At 70.4% G+C, this 16,919-nt stretch carries 8 protein-coding genes and 1 pseudogene; 5 read left to right on the forward strand and 4 right to left on the reverse strand.

The genetic code is table 11. The features are described from left to right. The first annotated feature begins 62 nt into the window (after positions 1-62). Positions 63-1,034 (forward strand): pirin family protein, encoded by a 972-nt coding sequence (locus JD77_RS22475; RefSeq protein ID WP_145776055.1) that lies wholly within the window; start codon positions 63-65, stop codon positions 1,032-1,034. Between the two features lie 65 nt (positions 1,035-1,099). Then, positions 1,100-1,765 carry a hypothetical protein gene (locus JD77_RS22480; protein ID WP_145776056.1) on the forward strand — a complete coding sequence of 222 codons (666 nt, stop codon included), beginning with the start codon at positions 1,100-1,102 and terminating at the stop codon, positions 1,763-1,765. Positions 1,766-2,007: 242 nt separating this feature from the next. Here the strand turns inward: JD77_RS22480 and JD77_RS22485 are convergent, their stop codons facing one another. Beyond that, a complete protein-coding gene (locus JD77_RS22485) occupies positions 2,008-2,706 on the reverse strand; it encodes a DUF1345 domain-containing protein (RefSeq protein WP_211372631.1) in 699 nt (232 codons plus the stop codon). Continuing rightward, positions 2,703-2,978, reverse strand: coding sequence for a DUF2795 domain-containing protein (locus JD77_RS22490; protein WP_246140840.1), 276 nt, complete (start codon positions 2,976-2,978; stop codon positions 2,703-2,705). The genes JD77_RS22485 and JD77_RS22490 overlap by 4 nt, the downstream gene beginning before the upstream one ends. Positions 2,979-3,146: 168 nt before the next feature. Between JD77_RS22490 and JD77_RS22495 the strand changes: the two genes are divergently transcribed. Continuing rightward, the gene (locus tag JD77_RS22495; RefSeq protein ID WP_145776057.1) at positions 3,147-3,560 is read left to right on the forward strand and encodes a DUF2267 domain-containing protein; all 414 of its coding nucleotides are present in this window, start codon (positions 3,147-3,149) and stop codon (positions 3,558-3,560) included. 587 nt (positions 3,561-4,147) lie between these two features. Here the strand turns inward: JD77_RS22495 and JD77_RS22500 are convergent. Then, positions 4,148-4,384, reverse strand: a pseudogene (locus JD77_RS22500) (IS5/IS1182 family transposase); the annotation flags it as partial. A 133-nt stretch (positions 4,385-4,517) separates the two neighbouring features. Here JD77_RS22500 and JD77_RS22505 point away from each other — a divergent pair. Further along, a complete protein-coding gene (locus JD77_RS22505) occupies positions 4,518-10,385 on the forward strand; it encodes a hypothetical protein (protein ID WP_145776059.1) in 5,868 nt (1,955 codons plus the stop codon). Positions 10,386-10,482: 97 nt separating this feature from the next. Beyond that, the gene (locus JD77_RS22510) at positions 10,483-15,522 is read left to right on the forward strand and encodes a hypothetical protein (protein WP_145776060.1); all 5,040 of its coding nucleotides are present in this window, start codon (positions 10,483-10,485) and stop codon (positions 15,520-15,522) included. Between the two features lie 979 nt (positions 15,523-16,501). Here JD77_RS22510 and JD77_RS22515 read toward each other — a convergent pair. After that, positions 16,502-16,834, reverse strand: a complete 333-nt coding sequence (locus tag JD77_RS22515; protein WP_145776061.1) for a hypothetical protein — start codon at positions 16,832-16,834, stop codon at positions 16,502-16,504. Between the last annotated feature and the right edge of the window lie 85 nt (positions 16,835-16,919).

Consider the following 16,919-nt stretch of genomic DNA (forward strand, 5'->3'; position numbering starts at 1 on the left):
CCCGAACCGGGGACCCGGCCAGCGGCGTCTTCCGCGGCGGCGGTGCGCGTACAGTCGGGCCGGTGGACCGTACCGAATCGTTGCCGGCACAGACCCGCGCCCCCGGCGTGGCGGCCGTCGAGCCGCCGACCGTGCTGCTGCCCGGGCACGACGTGCCGCTCGGCCGCTACACGGTGGTGCGCCGACTGCTGCCGCAGCGCACGCGCCGGATGGTCGGCGCGTGGTGCTTCGTCGACCACTTCGGCCCGGACGACGTCGCCGACCGGCCCGGGATGGAGGTCCCGCCGCACCCGCACACGGGCCTCCAGACGGTCACCTGGCTGCTGGACGGGGAGATCGTGCACCGGGACAGCCTCGGCAACGTCCAGCCGATCCGCCCCGGGCAGCTCAACGTGATGACCTCCGGCCACGGCATCGCCCACTCCGAGCGCTCGCCCGCCGAACACCCGCCGGTGATGCACGGCGTACAGCTGTGGGTGGCCCTGCCGGACGGGGCGCGGGCCGGCGCCGCCGATTTCGCCCACCACGCCGACCTGCCCGTGTGGCGCGACGGCGACCTCGACGTGACGCTGCTGGCCGGCGAGATCGCGGGGGAGCGGTCCCCGGCCGTCGTGCACACGCCGCTGGTCGGCGCGCAGCTCGTCGCCCGCGGCGCGGCTCCGGCCGGGCTGCCGCTGCGCCGCGACTTCGAGTACGGCCTGCTGGCGATGTCCGGCTCCGCCGAGGTGGACGACGTGTCGGTGGCGCCGGGCGCGCTGCTCCATCTCCCGGCCGGGCGGGAGAGCCTCACCCTGCGGGCCGCCCCGGGCAGCCATCTGCTGCTGCTGGGCGGCGTGCCGTTCGAGGAGCCGCTGGTGATGTGGTGGAACTTCGTGGGCCGCTCGCACGAGGAGGTCGCCGCGGCCCGGGAGGACTGGATGGCCGGCCGCCGCTTCGGCGTGGTCGCCGACGATCCCGCCCCGCCACTGCCGGCGCCCGAGCTGCCGACGACCCGGCTCAAGGCCCGTACCCGGCACGGCGACGTCCTGCGCTGACCGCCGGGACGCCCCGGGCTGACCGCCGGCAGGAGTGAGGGCCGTCGCCGCGGGTAGTCGCGGGCATGCCGACCAGTGTGATCTCCAGCATCGAGGACAAGAAGCGCCTGGTACGCCGGCTCGCCGGCAGCGGGCGCGGCTTCGCCGAGCAGTACGGCTTCCCGGTCACCAACAACCCGTCGCGGCTGTTCCAGCTGCTCGTCCTGTCGGTCCTGCTGGCCCGGCGGGGCGACTTCCGGCGGGCGGTGGACGCCGCGGCGGCGCTGCGTGACGCCGGCTGGGACAGTGCGGCCCGGCTGGCCCGGTCGCTGCACGCCGACCGGGTCCGGGTGCTGCGCGAGGCCGGGCAGCGCGGCGACGTCGACGCGTTCGCCGACACCCTCGGCGATCTCGCCCGGACCGTCGTCGACCGGTACCGGGGTGACCTGCGCCGGCTGCGTGGGGCCGGGCACTACGACGCGGCCGGCGAGCGGGCGCTGCTGTCCGAGCTGCCCGGGGTGAACGCCGAGGCGGCGGAGCTGTTCCTGCGCGAGGCGCAGGCGCTGTGGCGGGAGGTGGCCCCGGTGGCGGACCGCCGGGCACTCGCCGCGGCGCGCCGGCTGGGCCTCGGGCGTACCGCGCGGGACCTGGCAGGCCTGGCCGGCAGCGGGGAGTCGGAGCGGCTGGCGTGGCTGGTCGGCGCGCTGGCCCGGGTGGAGCTGGAGAAGCGGTACGCCGAGCTGACCGGATGATCGTGGCCAGTCCCACAGTTGAGCGAAATTTGACCGTACGGCTGATGTAGGCGCTAGGATGATCTCAGCTGTCGCCTCCGCCCGGTTCGGGCGGTCGGCGACCGGTCGGCGGCGCGACCCGGTTCGGGTCGCGGTCAACCGCCAGGGGACAGGCTGTGGTGGCGCCCTGGTCGCGGTTCGCGGCCCGGGCGCCCGCCTGTCCCCGGCGTCTGGTCATGCGCCCGGTGCGCGTGGTCCCGCGCTCAGTGGGCCAGGCCCGCCAGCAGGTTCACCGTCGCCGCGATGACGATCGCCCCGAACAGGTACGACAGCAGCGAGTGCCCCAGCACGGTCGTTCGCATCTCGTTGCTCGTCAGGTTCGTGTCGGAGACCTGGAACGTCATTCCCACCGTGAACGCCACGTACGCGAAGTCCGAGTACCGCGGCGGCTCGCTCTGGTGGAACACCACCCCGCCGTCCGTGCCCGTGTAGTAGACGCGCGCGTACCGGGCGGTGAAGACGGTGTGCACCACCAGCCAGGAGAGCAGCACGCTGGCCACGCCCAGCCCGCTGTAGACGTTGCGGGGTAGCCCCGGCGACACCCTGTGCGCCGACGCCAGCACCACCGCGACCGCGACCAGGCTCGCCAGGCAGGCGCCCAGCACGAGCACGTCCCGGACGATCCGGTTCGGGTCCTCGTGCACGGCCAGCCGCGCGGTGCGCCGCGCGTCCAGCGGCCACAACGTGCGCCAGACCAGTACCAGCCAGCTCAGCGCCGCCGCGTCCCAGCCGATCAGCGGGGCGAGGACCAGCGGGGCCACCACCGCGGACACGCCGCCGGCCAGCGCGCCGGCGAGCGCCATAACGGTGAGCTGTACCGCCGCCGGGGTGTGCCCGTCCGGTCGGGACGTAGCGAACGGCCCCTTCCTGTCGCCTCCGGTAGAGGAGGGTTCCCCGCTCACCGCTCAGATGCGGCGCAGGTGCTGCGACACCCGCGGGTGCCGGTCCCGGGCCTGCGCCGCGCGCTGCGCCGGGCCGACCTCGGGGCCGCCTCGATGCCGGCAGATCGCGCGACCTCGTTGCCGTTGGCGTAGTCCACCGGCGGCAGGGCCCGCAACGCCTTCAGCACGTCCGGCGGGGCGCCCTCCCGCTCCGCCTCGCGGAGCACGTCGGCCTTGCCCGCGGGATAGTCCAGACCGGACAGGTACCGCAGGACGTCGTCGTAGCTCGCCATGGTGTGCGCTCCTCGCCGCTTCTCTTCCCGGTCACGACCGGCCGCGGTTACCCGCCGAGGGGCCGCTCACGCCCGCTCGCGGACCGCGATCCCGCGCGCCGCCGAAGCGGTTTCCGCCCCCTCGGTACGGGTACGCGGGCCGTCCGAGGCAGCGGAGGGAGCACGGCCGTGAACTACGACACCTTCGTCGACCTGGTCGCCCAGCGGGCCCGGGTGGACTCCGCGCGGGCCGTCGAGCTGACCCGCGCCACGCTGGAGACCCTCGCCGAGCGGCTGACCGGCGGGGAGGTGCTCGACCTCGCGGCGCAGCTACCCAAGCCGCTGCAGCTGGTGCTGCGGCCCAGCCCGGACACGGAGGCCGCGGACCGGTTCGGTGCGGCCGAGTTCGTCGCCCGGGTGGGCCAGCGGGCCGGCCTCGACGAGCGGGCCGCGCGGGGGGCGGTCCAGGCCGTGTTCGTCACGCTGCGCGAGGCAATCACGGGCGGGGAGTTCGACGAGGTGGTGGTCCAGTTCCCACGGGACTACCGGGACATGGTGGAGCCCGCCCTCGCGCCGGGCGCCGCCATCATCCGCCGCCCCTGACCAACGCGTGTGGGTTGCTGCTCGGCGGGTGTGATCGGCACGGGGTGGAACGCCTCGACCTCGACTTTCTCGGCTATGCCCGGCGCTATCCCCGGGTGTCCCGTCCCCGGGTGCTGGCCGCGCTTGCCGCCCACGCTTGCCGCCCACGCGCCGGGTCTGCCGCTGGTGCGGCTGCGCGGCCGCGCCGAGGTGCACCGCTGGCTGGCCCGCCTGCCCACCTGCTGAGCGCCCCGCACCCCGCGCCCACGCCCGCGCCCGCGCCCCGCGCCGTCCCTTCCCGCCCTGTCCGCTGCGTATCCCAGCCGTTCGCAGGCCCTGTGTCGGTGGCGGATGGACGCCACCGGTACCGGGGCCGGTTAACAATGTATCGCCGAAATGAACCCGCTGCTACGGCCCGGCCGTGAGATGGCAGAGGGGGTAACGGCATGATGGTGGGCGACGAGGAACTGCTGGCCGAGATGCGTGTCATGAGTGAAGAGGTGCCCTTCAGCGAGGATGCCCTGGCGCAGCGGGTGGAGTTGCTGGGGGCAGCATCGTGCTCGGCATCTTCGGTCAACTGGCTGAGCGGTCGCGCAGGCGGGTGGCCTTCATGGTCGGCGGGTGGGGCGGGTGTCCCACCGGTACAAGAACCATGCCTGACGGATGAGGCTACGGATGGTGACGATGGCATCGGCGAGGTTGAAGTGAGCGTTGGCCACGTCTTCTTTGCGTTCGTGGCAGCGTTGTAGCGGGTTGAGGGCGTTGTGTCGGGCGTTCGTGCGCTCGGTGTGCCACCGCCGGGTGGCCTGGACCGGGGCTTTGACGCCCTTGTGGGCGATCTCGCCGGTCGGCCTGCCGGCGGTGAGCAGGGCCTCCGTCACCGTCGGGGTCGCCACGGAGGAGACCGGCACTGATGTGGTCCCGGATATGAGCGGCGGTCAGCGCGGCTGATCCGGGGCAGGAAGGGAGCGTTGCGCGATGGGCGCCACCGGTCCGACCCTTGAGCTCAGCGAGAGCTGGTTGCAGGCTTTGGAAGCGTTCACCGGGATGAGGATGTCCCGGGCGAAGCTGCCGTTGTTGCGGGATGACATCGGCACGCTGGAAACGCTGGAGCATCGGGTGCGTACGGTGCTGGGTCCGTTGCTGGAGCAGACGATCAGGGCGGTCCGGCAGGCGGGGGAGGGTGAGGCCTTCGACCGGTTCGTGGCGCAGACCGCTCCGTTTGTGAAGAAGATGGCCGAGACGGCCGACCTGATGCTCGCCGTGGTCGATGCGGAGAAGAAGTTCTTCGTGGAGACGGAGGTCGGCAAGCGTACGGCGTTGGCCATGTTCAACTTCATGATTGCCGAGTTCGCTGTCGCCGCGGCGATGTGGTTCTGGAACCCGGTGGGGGCGGCGGCGCACATCGCCCAGACGCGGACGATCATTCAGGCGATCCTGCGTTCGGCGTTGGTGCGGTCGGCGGCGAGCGGCACGGCGATGCAGATGTTGTTCATGCCGGGTTCTGCGCTGCTGGCCGAGGTGTCGATGATGACCGACGGTCTGCAGCCGGGGGTGAACTGGTCGACGGTCGGTAAGCAGGCGGCGTACGCGGGGGCGGTGGCGTTCCTCGGCACGGTGGGCGGGCCGGCGTTGGGCAAGGTCGCTGGCGTCGTCGCCGGCGCGGTCGGCAAGCTCGCCGTGTCGGACACCACCAAGCATCTGCTGACCGATGTGCTGACGCGGCCGGTGACGGAGACCCTCGGGGAGGGGCTCTTCGGTATCGGTGCCAGCTTGATCGTCGATCAGAAGTGGGACCCCACTAATCTTGGTGCGGACCTTCTGTCCGGGGCGATTTCGGGGGCAGGCGGGGCGGCCGCGAGCGGGCTCGGGCTCGTCTTGAGCCGCGCCGTGATGCAGCCCCGGGTGCAGGTGCCTCACCTCGCGTTCACGCCGGACGGTAAGCCGGTCCTGCCGGTGGGGCCGACACCGGTGGGTGGGGACACGTCCACCGGGTACCAGGCTGGCATCGACGACCCGAAGCCTGCGGGTGCCGGCGCCCAGGCCCCGCCGCCCCCGCCCGTGCCGCTGCTGCCGGCTTCGAACCTGCCCACGCCGGCGCTGGACCTGCCCGCGCCGAAGCTGGATCTGTCGGTGCCGTCGTGGGCGGTGTCGAACCTGTCGATGCCGGCTGCGCCGGTGCCGGCGTGGGTCGCGGCAGCGGGTGGGCCGGTGGTGGAGCAGTGGCATGGGTTCCAGCAGGATCTGGCGGACCGCTATGGCGGGTTGTTGGCCGGGACGGGGCAGGCGCGGCAGTTCCTGGCCGGGCTGCCCGTGCCGGTCGAGCGGGTGTTCACCGAGTGGGCCGACGCCCGGCAGGGTGATCCGGCCGTGCCCGTTTTCCTGTCTCAGGTCGGTCTGCCCGCCACCGCCCTGACCGGCCAGTTCCTGTTCGGTGTCCGGGACCGGGCGGTGGCCCGGGTCACGGAAACCCTCGCGGGGTCGATTCCGGCGGGCGGGCAGATCCCGGCGGCGGTACGCCCGGAGCAGGTTGTCGCCGCGCTGCCGGGGGAGTTCGACCGGCAGGCGTTGCGCTCGATCGCGCACCTGGCCGTCCAGCACCACCTCGACCAGTACTTCACCACGGGCGCACCGGCGACCGTCCCCCTGCCAGGCGGCGTCGTCCCGCCAGGGGACGTCGTCCCGCCAGGGGGCGCTGGCGTGCCGGGGGGTCCCGGGGCGCCGCCGCCGTCGGAGGTCGTGCGCGCCGCGGTCGAGCGGGACGTGCGGGCCCACGTGGACCGGAGCCTCGACGCGATCCTCGGCGCCACCCCCCTACCGACCGCACCACTGACGGCACCACTGACCGTGCCGCCCGCCGTGCCGTCGGCTGTGGTGGTCAGGCCCGACGCCGCGCAGGTGAGCGCCGTGGCGGACGTGGTCCGGCAGGCGGTCACCGACCTGCCCGCCCGTGTCACGGCCGCGACCATTCCCGACATCACCGCACCGCACGCCATCCCGTTCCCGGCGGACGCCCCGGCAAACTGGCGTACCGACGCGCCGGCAGTGTCGGTGACTCCCGAGCAGCACACCGTAGCAGCGACCAGGCAGGCAGAAACCCAGTTCACCGCCCTGGCCCGCAAGTACGGCGTCGTCGATCCGGCCAGCCACGACACCCTCGCCGGATCCTTCCAACGGGACTGGGTCGACGGATACCACCAGGTACTCGCCCAGGCCACCGGCAACGCCACGCCCGCCACCCCCAGCGTGCCGGGCACGTCCGGGGCGCCGGCCACGCCCAGCGCGCCGGGTGCGCCGGGCACGTCCAGCGCGCCGGGTGCGCCGGGCACTCCGGATGCGGCCGGTGCCCGTACTACGGTGCCGGGTGGTGTTGCCCCCCGCACCGACGGCACGCCGAACCACGACCACACCAGCGACACCTTTACGGTCAGTGACCTATCCGTCTCCGATGGCGACATTTTCAGCCGCGATGGCAGGCCCGACGACACCTTTACGGTCAGTGACCTCTCCTCACTGGACGAGCCGATCAGCCGCGATGGCAGGTCCGACGACACCTTTACGGTCAGCGACCTGTCCGTCTCCGGTGACGACATGTTCAGCCGCGATGGCAGGCCCGACGACACCTTCACGGTCAGTGACCTCTCCTCACTGGACGAGCCGATCAGTCGCGACCCCGCCAAGCCCGACAGCGGGGACAGGGATCCGTTCAGTGCCGTGTCCTGGTGGGGCGGCTCGGTCGGTGGTGACCCGGCCGGACGCGGCGAGCCGGCCAGCGCGGCACCGGAACCGGCGGTCGCGGCGACCGGGCCGGCCGCGGCGGCCGAGTCCGCGCGGCGGGTCGCCGACTGGATCGATCAGACACCGGTGGGCCCCGACAACAGCCGCGACCCGTGGTGGTGGTGCGTCCAGGCCACTCTCGACGCCTTCAGAGCCGAATACAAACGGCTCGGCAACCGGGCAGTATCCGACGACCGGATCCTCGGACCCGACGGCCGACTCGCACCCACCACGAGCTGGGAACAACTCCTGGACATCCTCGACGCGACACCCGAACGCGTCGCCCACCCCGACGGCTGGCCCGACGGAGTCGCACCGGAAGACGTACTCGCCGCGCTCAGGGCGGCACCGGGCTCGATGGTCGTGGTCAAAGCCGCGCCACCCAACGAGCCACAACACGTGTTCGCCCTCCACAGCCAACCACAACCATCCGGACCACCGACGATCAAGGTGCGCGACGGCCTGGTGCCCGGCGCCGAGGACCGACCCGAACCATCCGATCCGGTACGCGACCCGTGGTTGCGGCACCTGTTCGCATCGAGCACCCGACTCGCCGCGTTCGACAACACCGGACGACCCACCACCATCACCAACCTCCTTCCCGACCGCACCACCGCACACCCGCAGCCCACCACCACGACCAGCATCGACCCCAACGCCATCCTGCTCGCCTCCACCACCCCACCCCGCGCCCCGTCCCAAGCCATGCAGGCAGACACCACCTTCCCCGAGCCGGCCGACTCCCCCTGGCAGCCGTCCGACCGGCCGGCTGGGCCGCCCGAGTCGGGCTTCGGGTCGTCGGACCCGGTCTCCGCGTTCGTGCCGGAAACCCCTGCGGCGGTTGAGCAGTCGGCCGTACCCCCGCAGCAGGTCGCCGTCCCGTATTCGCCTGCGCCGGTGACGCTGCCTGCGCCGTCTGCGTCTCGGTCGCCGGAGGTGGTGTTTTCTGAGCTTGTTGATTTGAAGTCGGAGTTGGCGGCTCTTGATTTTCAGCTCAGTCGTGGGGCGGAGGGGCTTGAGGCTGCTCGTGATGAGGTGCGGGCAGCGTATGAGGAAAACCTGCGTCTGTTGTTGGGTGATGCGGAGTGGGCGCCGCGGGTGCATCACTGGCGTGGGGGTGGGTTCGATGAGGCGGTGCGGGCGAGTGTGGATGGGCTTCGCCGCGAGTTGACGGAGGGGGTTGGCGGTTCGCTGGTTGGGTTGTTGGATGATTCTTGGCTGGCCACGGTGGTTCAGCTGGGGGTGGGCAGGGTCGCGTCGGGGGATGGGTCGAATCGTCTTGACGCGTTTTTGCCGTTGGTTCGTGAGTATGTGGATGGTGGGGTCGAGTCGGTTACCGCTGATCATGTGGCGGTGCTTGACGGTTATGTGGGGCGGTTGAACGCGGCGAAGCGGTCGGTGGATCGTGATGGGTTGTTGTGGGCGGCGGGTTTCCGCACTCTTGGCAGGGTGTTGGGGGAGGACGCCGGTCCGGGGGTGGGTTCTGCGGCGGGGGTGAAGACTCCTGACCAGTTTGTTGACGAGTATGTGTCGGGGTTGCGGGGTCCGGTGGGGGTGGGGGAGGCGCCGTCGTCGTATGTGCCGTGGGCGGAGCGGGTGTTGGAGGTGCGGTGGCTGGCGCGGCAGGCGGGGTTGACGGTTACGGGTTTGGATGATGCGCGGGTTCTGGACACGGTGGTGCAGTTGGCGCACCGGCAGTATCGGAAGGATTTCCGGGGTGCGCGGCCGTTGGGGCCGTTGGGTGTGCCGGCTTTGCGTCGTGTGGTCGAGGTGAAGTTGGGGGTTGGTGATTCGGCGCCGTTGTCGATGGATGTGTTGCGGTTGGTGGCGGACAAGTCGGGGGCGCGGCGGAAGTGGGAGCAGTCGCACGCGTTCCAGGCGTGGGCGCGTCGTCAGGTTCAGCGTTCGTTCGGTAGGTCGGAGTTCGCGGGTGGTGGTGCGCGTTGGCATTGGTTGGATGGTGGTTATCGCCAGGTGGTGACGCTGTTCCAGCGTAGGGCGGAGAAGTGGGAGGGGATGGCGGATTCGCCGGCGGAACGGCGGAGGGAGCAGTCGCGGGTCCGGGAGTTGTTGGACACCACCGGTTCTGGTCGGAAGGTTCCTGACGGGCAGATCGAGAAATTGGTGCGGGTGCGCCGTAAGTATTTCGCGGATTATCGGAACCGGTGGTTCACGGAGGATTCCGGGTTCGCTGATTACCGGTGGATGACGCAGCAGTTCCTGGATGACACCCGGACGGATGCGCGGAACATTGAGCGGTTGGCGGCGATGTTGGCGGCTCCGTCGCCGGAGGTGGTGGGGTGGCGGCCGTCTGCCGATGGTAGGGGGCCGACCAGTTTCCGTGATTTCCTGAACAGTCAGCGGCTGCCGTCGTGGGTGTCTCTGCGCCGGGATGGAAACGGGCGGCTGGGGCCGGAGGCGGAAACATATGTGCGGCCCTGGGTGGAGGGGCTGCGGGATGAGGTGGCCCTCGACGGCTATCTGCACGACGCGGTGACGGTGGCGCAGTTGTCGGGGGGCCTGGTCGATGCGGTGACCGTCCGGAGGTGGTGGCGGGAATCGAGCGCGGGGGTCGGTGCGCCGGTCAAGACCGAGTCGGCGCCTGCGCCGGTCAAGACCGAGTCGGCGCCTGCGCCGGTGGTCGTGGAGGGCTCGCGGCCGGTGTCGTTGGCGGAGTCGGACGGGTACCAGTCTGCGACGCCGGACGGGCGGGGGCGGGAGTCTGAGGCGCCGGCTGTGGAGGCTGACGCGTCGGTCAGGGCTCGGGTGAGGGCTGAGGTGGAGGCGGGTTTCCGGGCGGCGGAGGCTGCGGCGGGTGCGGTCGCCAACGCGGTCGGGGCGCGGCGGGTTCTGCCGCCCGGGCCGTCGGGGGCCCGGCGGGTTCTGCCGCCCGGGGTGTCGGGGTGCGGCGGGTTCGGCTGTCCGGGTGGTCGGTGGTGTGGCGGGTTCGGTGGCCCGGTTGGTCGGGGGCAGGGCGGCTGTCGCCGCTTACAAGGCGGCCCGGGACAGGGTGCACTACGAGCGCACGTTGATCGGGTTGGCGACGGCGGGTTGGAAGTCGCGGGCTGATCATCAGGGGGCGGTGTCGTATCGGCCGTCGTTGCCGGGTCACACGCCGCAGGAGATCGCCGAGCGTAGTCAGTTGATCACGTCGTTCCATAATGTGTTGGATATTTCGTCGTTCGTGCCGGATGTGGCGGGTTGGTTGAATCGGATCACGCCGGCGTCGAAGGGTTCGTTCAGTGCGGGGGTGGTGGAGGCGAAGCTGAAGTCGTCGTTGGGGAAGGCGTTCGATGAGGGGATCGCGCTGGAGACGGCTGATGGTTCGTTTGGTGTCCGGTTGTGGCCGGTGCCGGTGGGTAAGCCGGTCAGCGGTGCGGGGAACTGGGTGAAGCGGGGTAAGGGCGGGAGCACTCTTGCGGCGGGTAAGGCGGAGTTGCGGTGGTTCGCTTACCGGGAGGCGGGTGGCTCTCGGTTTGACGGGAGTTTGTTCCTTGGTGAGGTGTTGGGGGGTTATCAGGCTGGCGTGGGGGTGAAGGGCGAGGTCGGCGGCCAGGTGTTGCACTCGCGTCAGTGGGGTTCCCGGTCGTTCGTGTCGAACAATCCGGCGCGGTACCAGTTCCTGCGGATGAAGGAGGACGGTGGCCGGGTCGAGGTGGATGTGGCGTGGGTGGCCCGGGTGCAGGACCGTGCGACCGGCAGGTGGCGGGACTTCACGTTCACCACCGCCGGGGGGGATGTCCGCCGTGACACGGTGCCGTATCTGGTGGCGCAGGCGTTGTTGCCGCATGACGAGACGCTGCGGAACAATGGCGGCCCGTCGGACCCGGCGGCCACCGGTCCGGATGCGCATCCGCATCTGGTGGACCCGGACTATCTGGTGCCCAAACAGATCAGCGACCGTTCCGAGTTTCCGCTGGAGAAGCTTGACTTCGCGGTCACCAGGTTGGATCTGGTCGCGCGGGTGATGACCGTGTTGCGTCAGCAGTTGTCGCCGGACGATTTCGCCTTCTGGGGGCCGGTCGTGGAGGGCAAGCTGAACAACACTGATCTGGCGATCAAGTTGGACAAGCTGCGGTACTCGGGCGACGACATTCAGCGGATGTTCCGCATCAACGAGGTGCGTGGCGGCCGGAGTCTGAACCTCACGTTGACTGATGCGCAGATCACCTCGGTGGTCAAGCGCAGCGAGGTCGACATGAGTAACGAGCTGCGGTTCGACGACATTCGGGGAAACATCGCGCGGAGTATGGCCGGCGCGGATCGGGGGCGGCGGGCCGGTGGCGGGTTCTTCGGCCAGATCAAGATTCCCCGTGGTCTTCGCTTCGGGTTCGGGGTACGTCATCGGTGGCATCGGGGCCAGGAGGCGGGCCGTAATCACCGGGCTCTGATCACGTCGTCGAAGCGGCTCGGTGGTCTGCTGCAGGCCGTCGGTTTCGATTTCGCCCCGAAGCTCAACGTGGAGGCGACCAGCAACGGTGAGGTGACGTCCAGGATCGACAACGTGGTGGTGGACGGCGGTTCCGCCGACGCGTTGCTGGCCGCCGTGGACGTGTACCACCTGCGCCGCGCCGATGGGCAGCGGTTGTTCGTTGCCAACCCGAAACTGGTCGAGCGTATGCAGGCCGAGGTGGCGAAGCCTGACGCGGGTAGTGAGAAGAAGCGGACCCTCAGCCAGCGGATGGTCGCGTTGCTGGACGCGATGGGCGCGCCCGCGCCGCGCGTCGCGGACGGGGTGGTGGAACCGGCGAAGGATCGCCGCCGCCAGCAGTGGTGGCGTCCCGGCGCGGGTCTGGGCATGGATCACGTCGAGAAGATCGACGGTAACCGGGCGATCTACAACCGGGTCGTTCCGCGCCTGGTGGATTTGGGTTACCTGCCGGCGGCCGCGCGGGGGGAGCAGGGGCAGACCCCGTTCCAGGCGTTGGCGCAGGTGGCGGGCCCTACCGGCGCGGGTATCAACAAACCGGACCAGGCCCACCGGAACTGGGTCCGGTTGGTCGACGAGTTGGCCGACGACAATTTGCTGTCGCGTCGTGTCGACCTGTTCGGCGCGGGTGGGAGCCGGCCCGGTGTGACGATCGAGTTGCCGCATCCGGATGCGCCCACAGACCCCAGCCGGACTCTGCTCGGCGGTCTGTCCGCCGAGGTGACCGGCAGCCGGTTCGTCGAGATGACGCCGTACGAGATCCAGGTCGCGGTGACCGACATGGACATCATCTACGCGCGTAACGTCACCGGTGGCCTGACGAACGTCGACGGCGTCGGCCGGGATCCCGGGGCTCCGAATCCGGTTCCTGCGGGCGCGACGGCGCGTAGGACCACGTACCCGTCGGCGAAGCAGGGCCGGAACCTGTCCAGCTACCTGACCGCCGACACCGACGGGCAGAAGCTGCCGGCGGCGCGGTACAGGGCTGACCTGCGGTTGCACCTGTTCGGGCTCATCGGCGACGGCGAGCCCATGCAGTGGGGCAGCGTCAAGGGCTCGGCGGACGTGCTGCAACCCGACGTCCTGGCCGACCCGCCGCCGGTCGACGGCACGCCGCTGCCACCGCTGCCGGAGACCGACGAGACCGCCCTGCTCGGTGCGCCCGTCTCCCTCCCCGAGGGCACGCCGTCGGTGGCGGATGAGACCGCGCTGGTGGCCGGTCCGCCGCAGGATGGCACGCCGTCGCCGCGGACGCCTTCCGCGCTGGCCACCGAGGGTATTCAGATCTATGCGATCGCTGACCCTACCGGTTTTGCGGAGTTGTCCGCTGGTCTGGTGGCGACGGGCCGGGTGGGGGCGGCCAATGTGTGGAAGGCGTTCACTCCGTCGTTGTTCACGTCGTTGGTGTTGCGGTCGTTGTTCGGCGCGGGCACGTTGCCGGTGGGTCCGGTGACGATCGGGTTGCAGACGAGGTTGCTGGGCAGGCCGCGGGTCGACAAGTTCTGGTTCCCGTACAACCAGCAGGTTCAGGAGGGCCAGGACGGCGCGGAACAGGGCAGGATGGCCCTGGTCTACAACGACGTCATCGTCAGGGGCGGGCTGGGTCTCGACAGTGAGGCGGCCAGGTGGCTTCCGGACCGTGACGGGTGGACCGTCGGCGTCACCGGCACCGGCCGGTTCACCGTCGGCTCCGGCCAGGAGCACTCCCGGGTGGACACGCTCGGTAACTATCGCGCCGGATACCAGGACAACAAGTTCGTGTGGGTCCGCTCCGAGGTGGAGTTCACGGTCCCGGTGCCGGGTGGGCCCCCGGTCGTCCACACCGGTGAGGTTTTCGTCAACGTGCGGGTCACCGACGTGCAGCGGCACCGGGCGAAGTTCGACGACCCGTACCGTCTTGTTCCCGCCGGTGAGCCCGCCGACTCGTCGGCGCCGTTGTGGGGCATGTCGCCGCTGCCTCCGGCCAGCCTGACCGACAACCACAGTTTCTCCACGATGTGGATCGGGCAGCACACCAGCGCGGACAGCGCCTCCGGTCACGGCCCGCTGATCGCCGACCTGACCGCGAAAGCGGCCCAGCTCGGCGGTGACGATCTGGCCAACAAGGTCGCATCGCTGCCCACCTGGACCGAAGCGAGTGTGGCGCAGCTGCGCGACGGCGGTAAGGGCTGGCTGATCGAAAGCGGTGGCCGCCGCTTCTACGTGCTGATCGAGGCCCGGCCGATCGGGAAGGCGGAAAACCCGCAGGACGGCCCCACCGGTTTGAAGGTCTACCGACGCGACAACGAGGCGAACCTGAAGGCCCGCCGGGAGATAGACGGGTTCGGCTACACCGCCGCGGTCGCCGCCGGCGGTCAAGGCGTCGTACCCGACGCGGTGGTCCTGCGCGGGGGAGCCTCCTCCGGGAAATACCAGCGCAACGACGTCATCGACGGCGTGGGCGGCAACGACCTCCGGATGGAAGGAGCCCGACTCAACAAGACCGCCCAGTTCGACCAGGACGTCGTCTTCGAATACATCATCGAGGAAATCAAGTCCGAGCGTGGCGGCACCTTCGGTGCGCTACGCGGCGTCGAGGCGGTCTCCGGCGAGGTCGTGGAGAACAAAGCGGTGGCCGTGCCGCTGGAAACACTACGGCTGCGTAACCAGCCACCCGTCGGCCTCAACATCCCGCTGACCACCCGCCCGCTGGACATGTGGGACCGCGTCGCCGGCGCCTACGGCGTCAAAGCGATCTTCGACGCGGTGGACTCGACCGGCCTGCTGACCAAACAGCACGCCTACCACGTCCACCCGTCCGCCACCCAACTCACCAACGACAAACTGGCCAAGAACATCGGCCCGATGATGACCGAGCACGGGAAACAGTTCACGTCCCTGGTCTCCGGAAACGCCGCCTACGACAACGTCGACATCACCGTCCGCGCGGAACTCAACCCGAGCCTGCAGGTCTCCACCGTCTCGAAGGCCGAGCTGGAGAAATACGACCACGAAACCGTCCTGATGCAGCAGGCGAACCAGGCGATCCAACGGAAAACCCACACCCTCACCGGCGGCGCGAGCATCCCCGCCGACCCCTCCGGTGCCACCCGCGGCAACATCGACGCCACCGGCGCCTACGCGCAAGTCGGGATCACCCGCACCGACGTCACCGCCTCCACCGAGGTCCGTAACTGGAACCGGGGAGACAACCAGGTCTACCTCATCTACATCCCCGTCACCTACGACATCACCGTCCGCAAGGGCGACAAAACCGTAACCGTCACCGCGTACGGCGCGACCGAAATCACCACCACCAAAGACAACGCCCTGAAATTCGGCATCCCCGAAACCGTCCTCACCGACGCCGACAACCACGCCACCCTCCTCCGCGAACTCACCGACCCCGCCCCCAAAGTCCGCGACCGCGCCGACGACCGCGCCCTGAAATGGATCACCCAGCACCTACCCGGCGAACCCACCACCGCCCCCACCGCCCCCACGATTCCCCGCCACGACACCGACACCCCACAGACACGAGCCGGCCGCACCCGGCGACTCCTCGCCCCCACCCTGCCCCCCGGATGGACCACCACCGGACCACTGACCCAACGCCCACCCACCCTGCGACCCGGCACCCGACTGTGGATCGCCCGACCCCTCGGCGCCGCCGCCGCACGCATCGACACCGACGGCACCTACCGGCTCCTGGACCCACTCACCCCGGCCCCACCGAACGCCCCCTCACCCCCGCACAGTTCCACGACGTCCTCGACCACGCCCACGCCATCACCCTGATCGAACCCGACGTACTCACCAGCTGGCTCCTGCACCACGACAACTGGACCGCCGCACAACAATTCACCCAGGACAACCTCACCGCCCTACAGGCCGACACCACCGCGGAACAACTCGCCACCCGGACCAGCTCCACCGACCCGACGGCCCCGCTGCACCGGGCCCTCCTCGACACCATCCGCACCGGCCAACACACCACCGCCTACCAATACCTCCAATCCCCCGACCCGGCAGCCCGCCACCACGTGATCACCCAAGCCGTCGCCGCCGTCAACCCCGACAACCCGGCCACCCCCGCCGGCCTACGCGCACTGGCCGACCTCATCACCGCCGACCCGGGCCCCACACCAGACGCGGACCCGCACACCACCACCGACTCCACCGTCCTGCGCGCCGTGGCCGCCGTCCTCGACCCCGCCACCACCATGCTGGACACCTACCGGGCCATCGCCTCCACCCGGCACACCGACCACCGCCACAACTGGCAGCCCACCCTGCACACCCTCACCAACCGGCTGCCCGACACCACAGCCGCCGACATGCGCGCCCTCACCGACGGCATCAACGCCCGCACCGACCGCCGCCACGTCAACGAACTGCTCGACAACCTCACCGCCGAACAAACCGAAAACCTCCACACCGCGATCACCGCCTCCACCGCCAACTCCGCCGCCGACCTCGCCCGCGCCTGGCAAAACGTCACCACCCCCGACGGACTCATCCCCGCACTACCCAAACCCGCCGGCTCCTGGGCCGGCACCGTCACCACCACAACCACCCCACCCCCGCCCGCGCCCCGCCCGCACACGTCATCCACCACCCCACACCACCCGCCCCCGACACCCTCGACCAGTGGCTGACCATCACCGACCCGACCGAATCCCACCACTACCTCGACACCCACCAACACGACCTCCTCACCGACGACACCTACCGGCGACTCCACACCCGAGAAACCCCCAGCGCACCCCACCACGCCCTACTCACCCTCGCCCAATACGGCCATATCAACGACGCCTATCAATACCTCCACGCCGACACCCCCCACGCCGACACCCCCGCTACCAGCGCCCCCACCAACCGGCAACAACACCTCACCCGCCTGCTCACCCGCCCCGAACTCGCAGACCCCACCGCCGTCAAAGCCCTCGCCGACCTCGCCTACCACCACCCCGACCCCACACCCGGCGCCGACGCCGACGCCGACATCCTCCACCTCACCGCCGGCATCCTCGACGACCAACCTGTCAACATCGACCTCGCCGCGCTCACCGACGCCCACCACAACCTCACCCCCGACCAACGCAAACACTGGGCAGACACCCTCAACACCCTCGCCACCAACACCACCACCCCGCCCACCAAACCGCCCTCCACACCCTCGCCAACCACCTCCG

It is taken from the genome of Micromonospora olivasterospora, assembly GCF_007830265.1.
Lineage (GTDB): Bacteria > Actinomycetota > Actinomycetes > Mycobacteriales > Micromonosporaceae > Micromonospora > Micromonospora olivasterospora.

What these genes read in the sequence shown, in the direction of transcription:
- JD77_RS22480 (WP_145776056.1), top strand. Translation starts at nt 1,100, where the DNA reads ATGCCGACCAGTGTGATCTCCAGCATCGAGGACAAGAAGCGCCTGGTA.
- JD77_RS22490 (WP_246140840.1), bottom strand. Translation starts at nt 2,978, where the DNA reads ATGGCGAGCTACGACGACGTCCTGCGGTACCTGTCCGGTCTGGACTAT.
- JD77_RS22505 (WP_145776059.1), top strand. Translation starts at nt 4,518, where the DNA reads ATGGGCGCCACCGGTCCGACCCTTGAGCTCAGCGAGAGCTGGTTGCAG.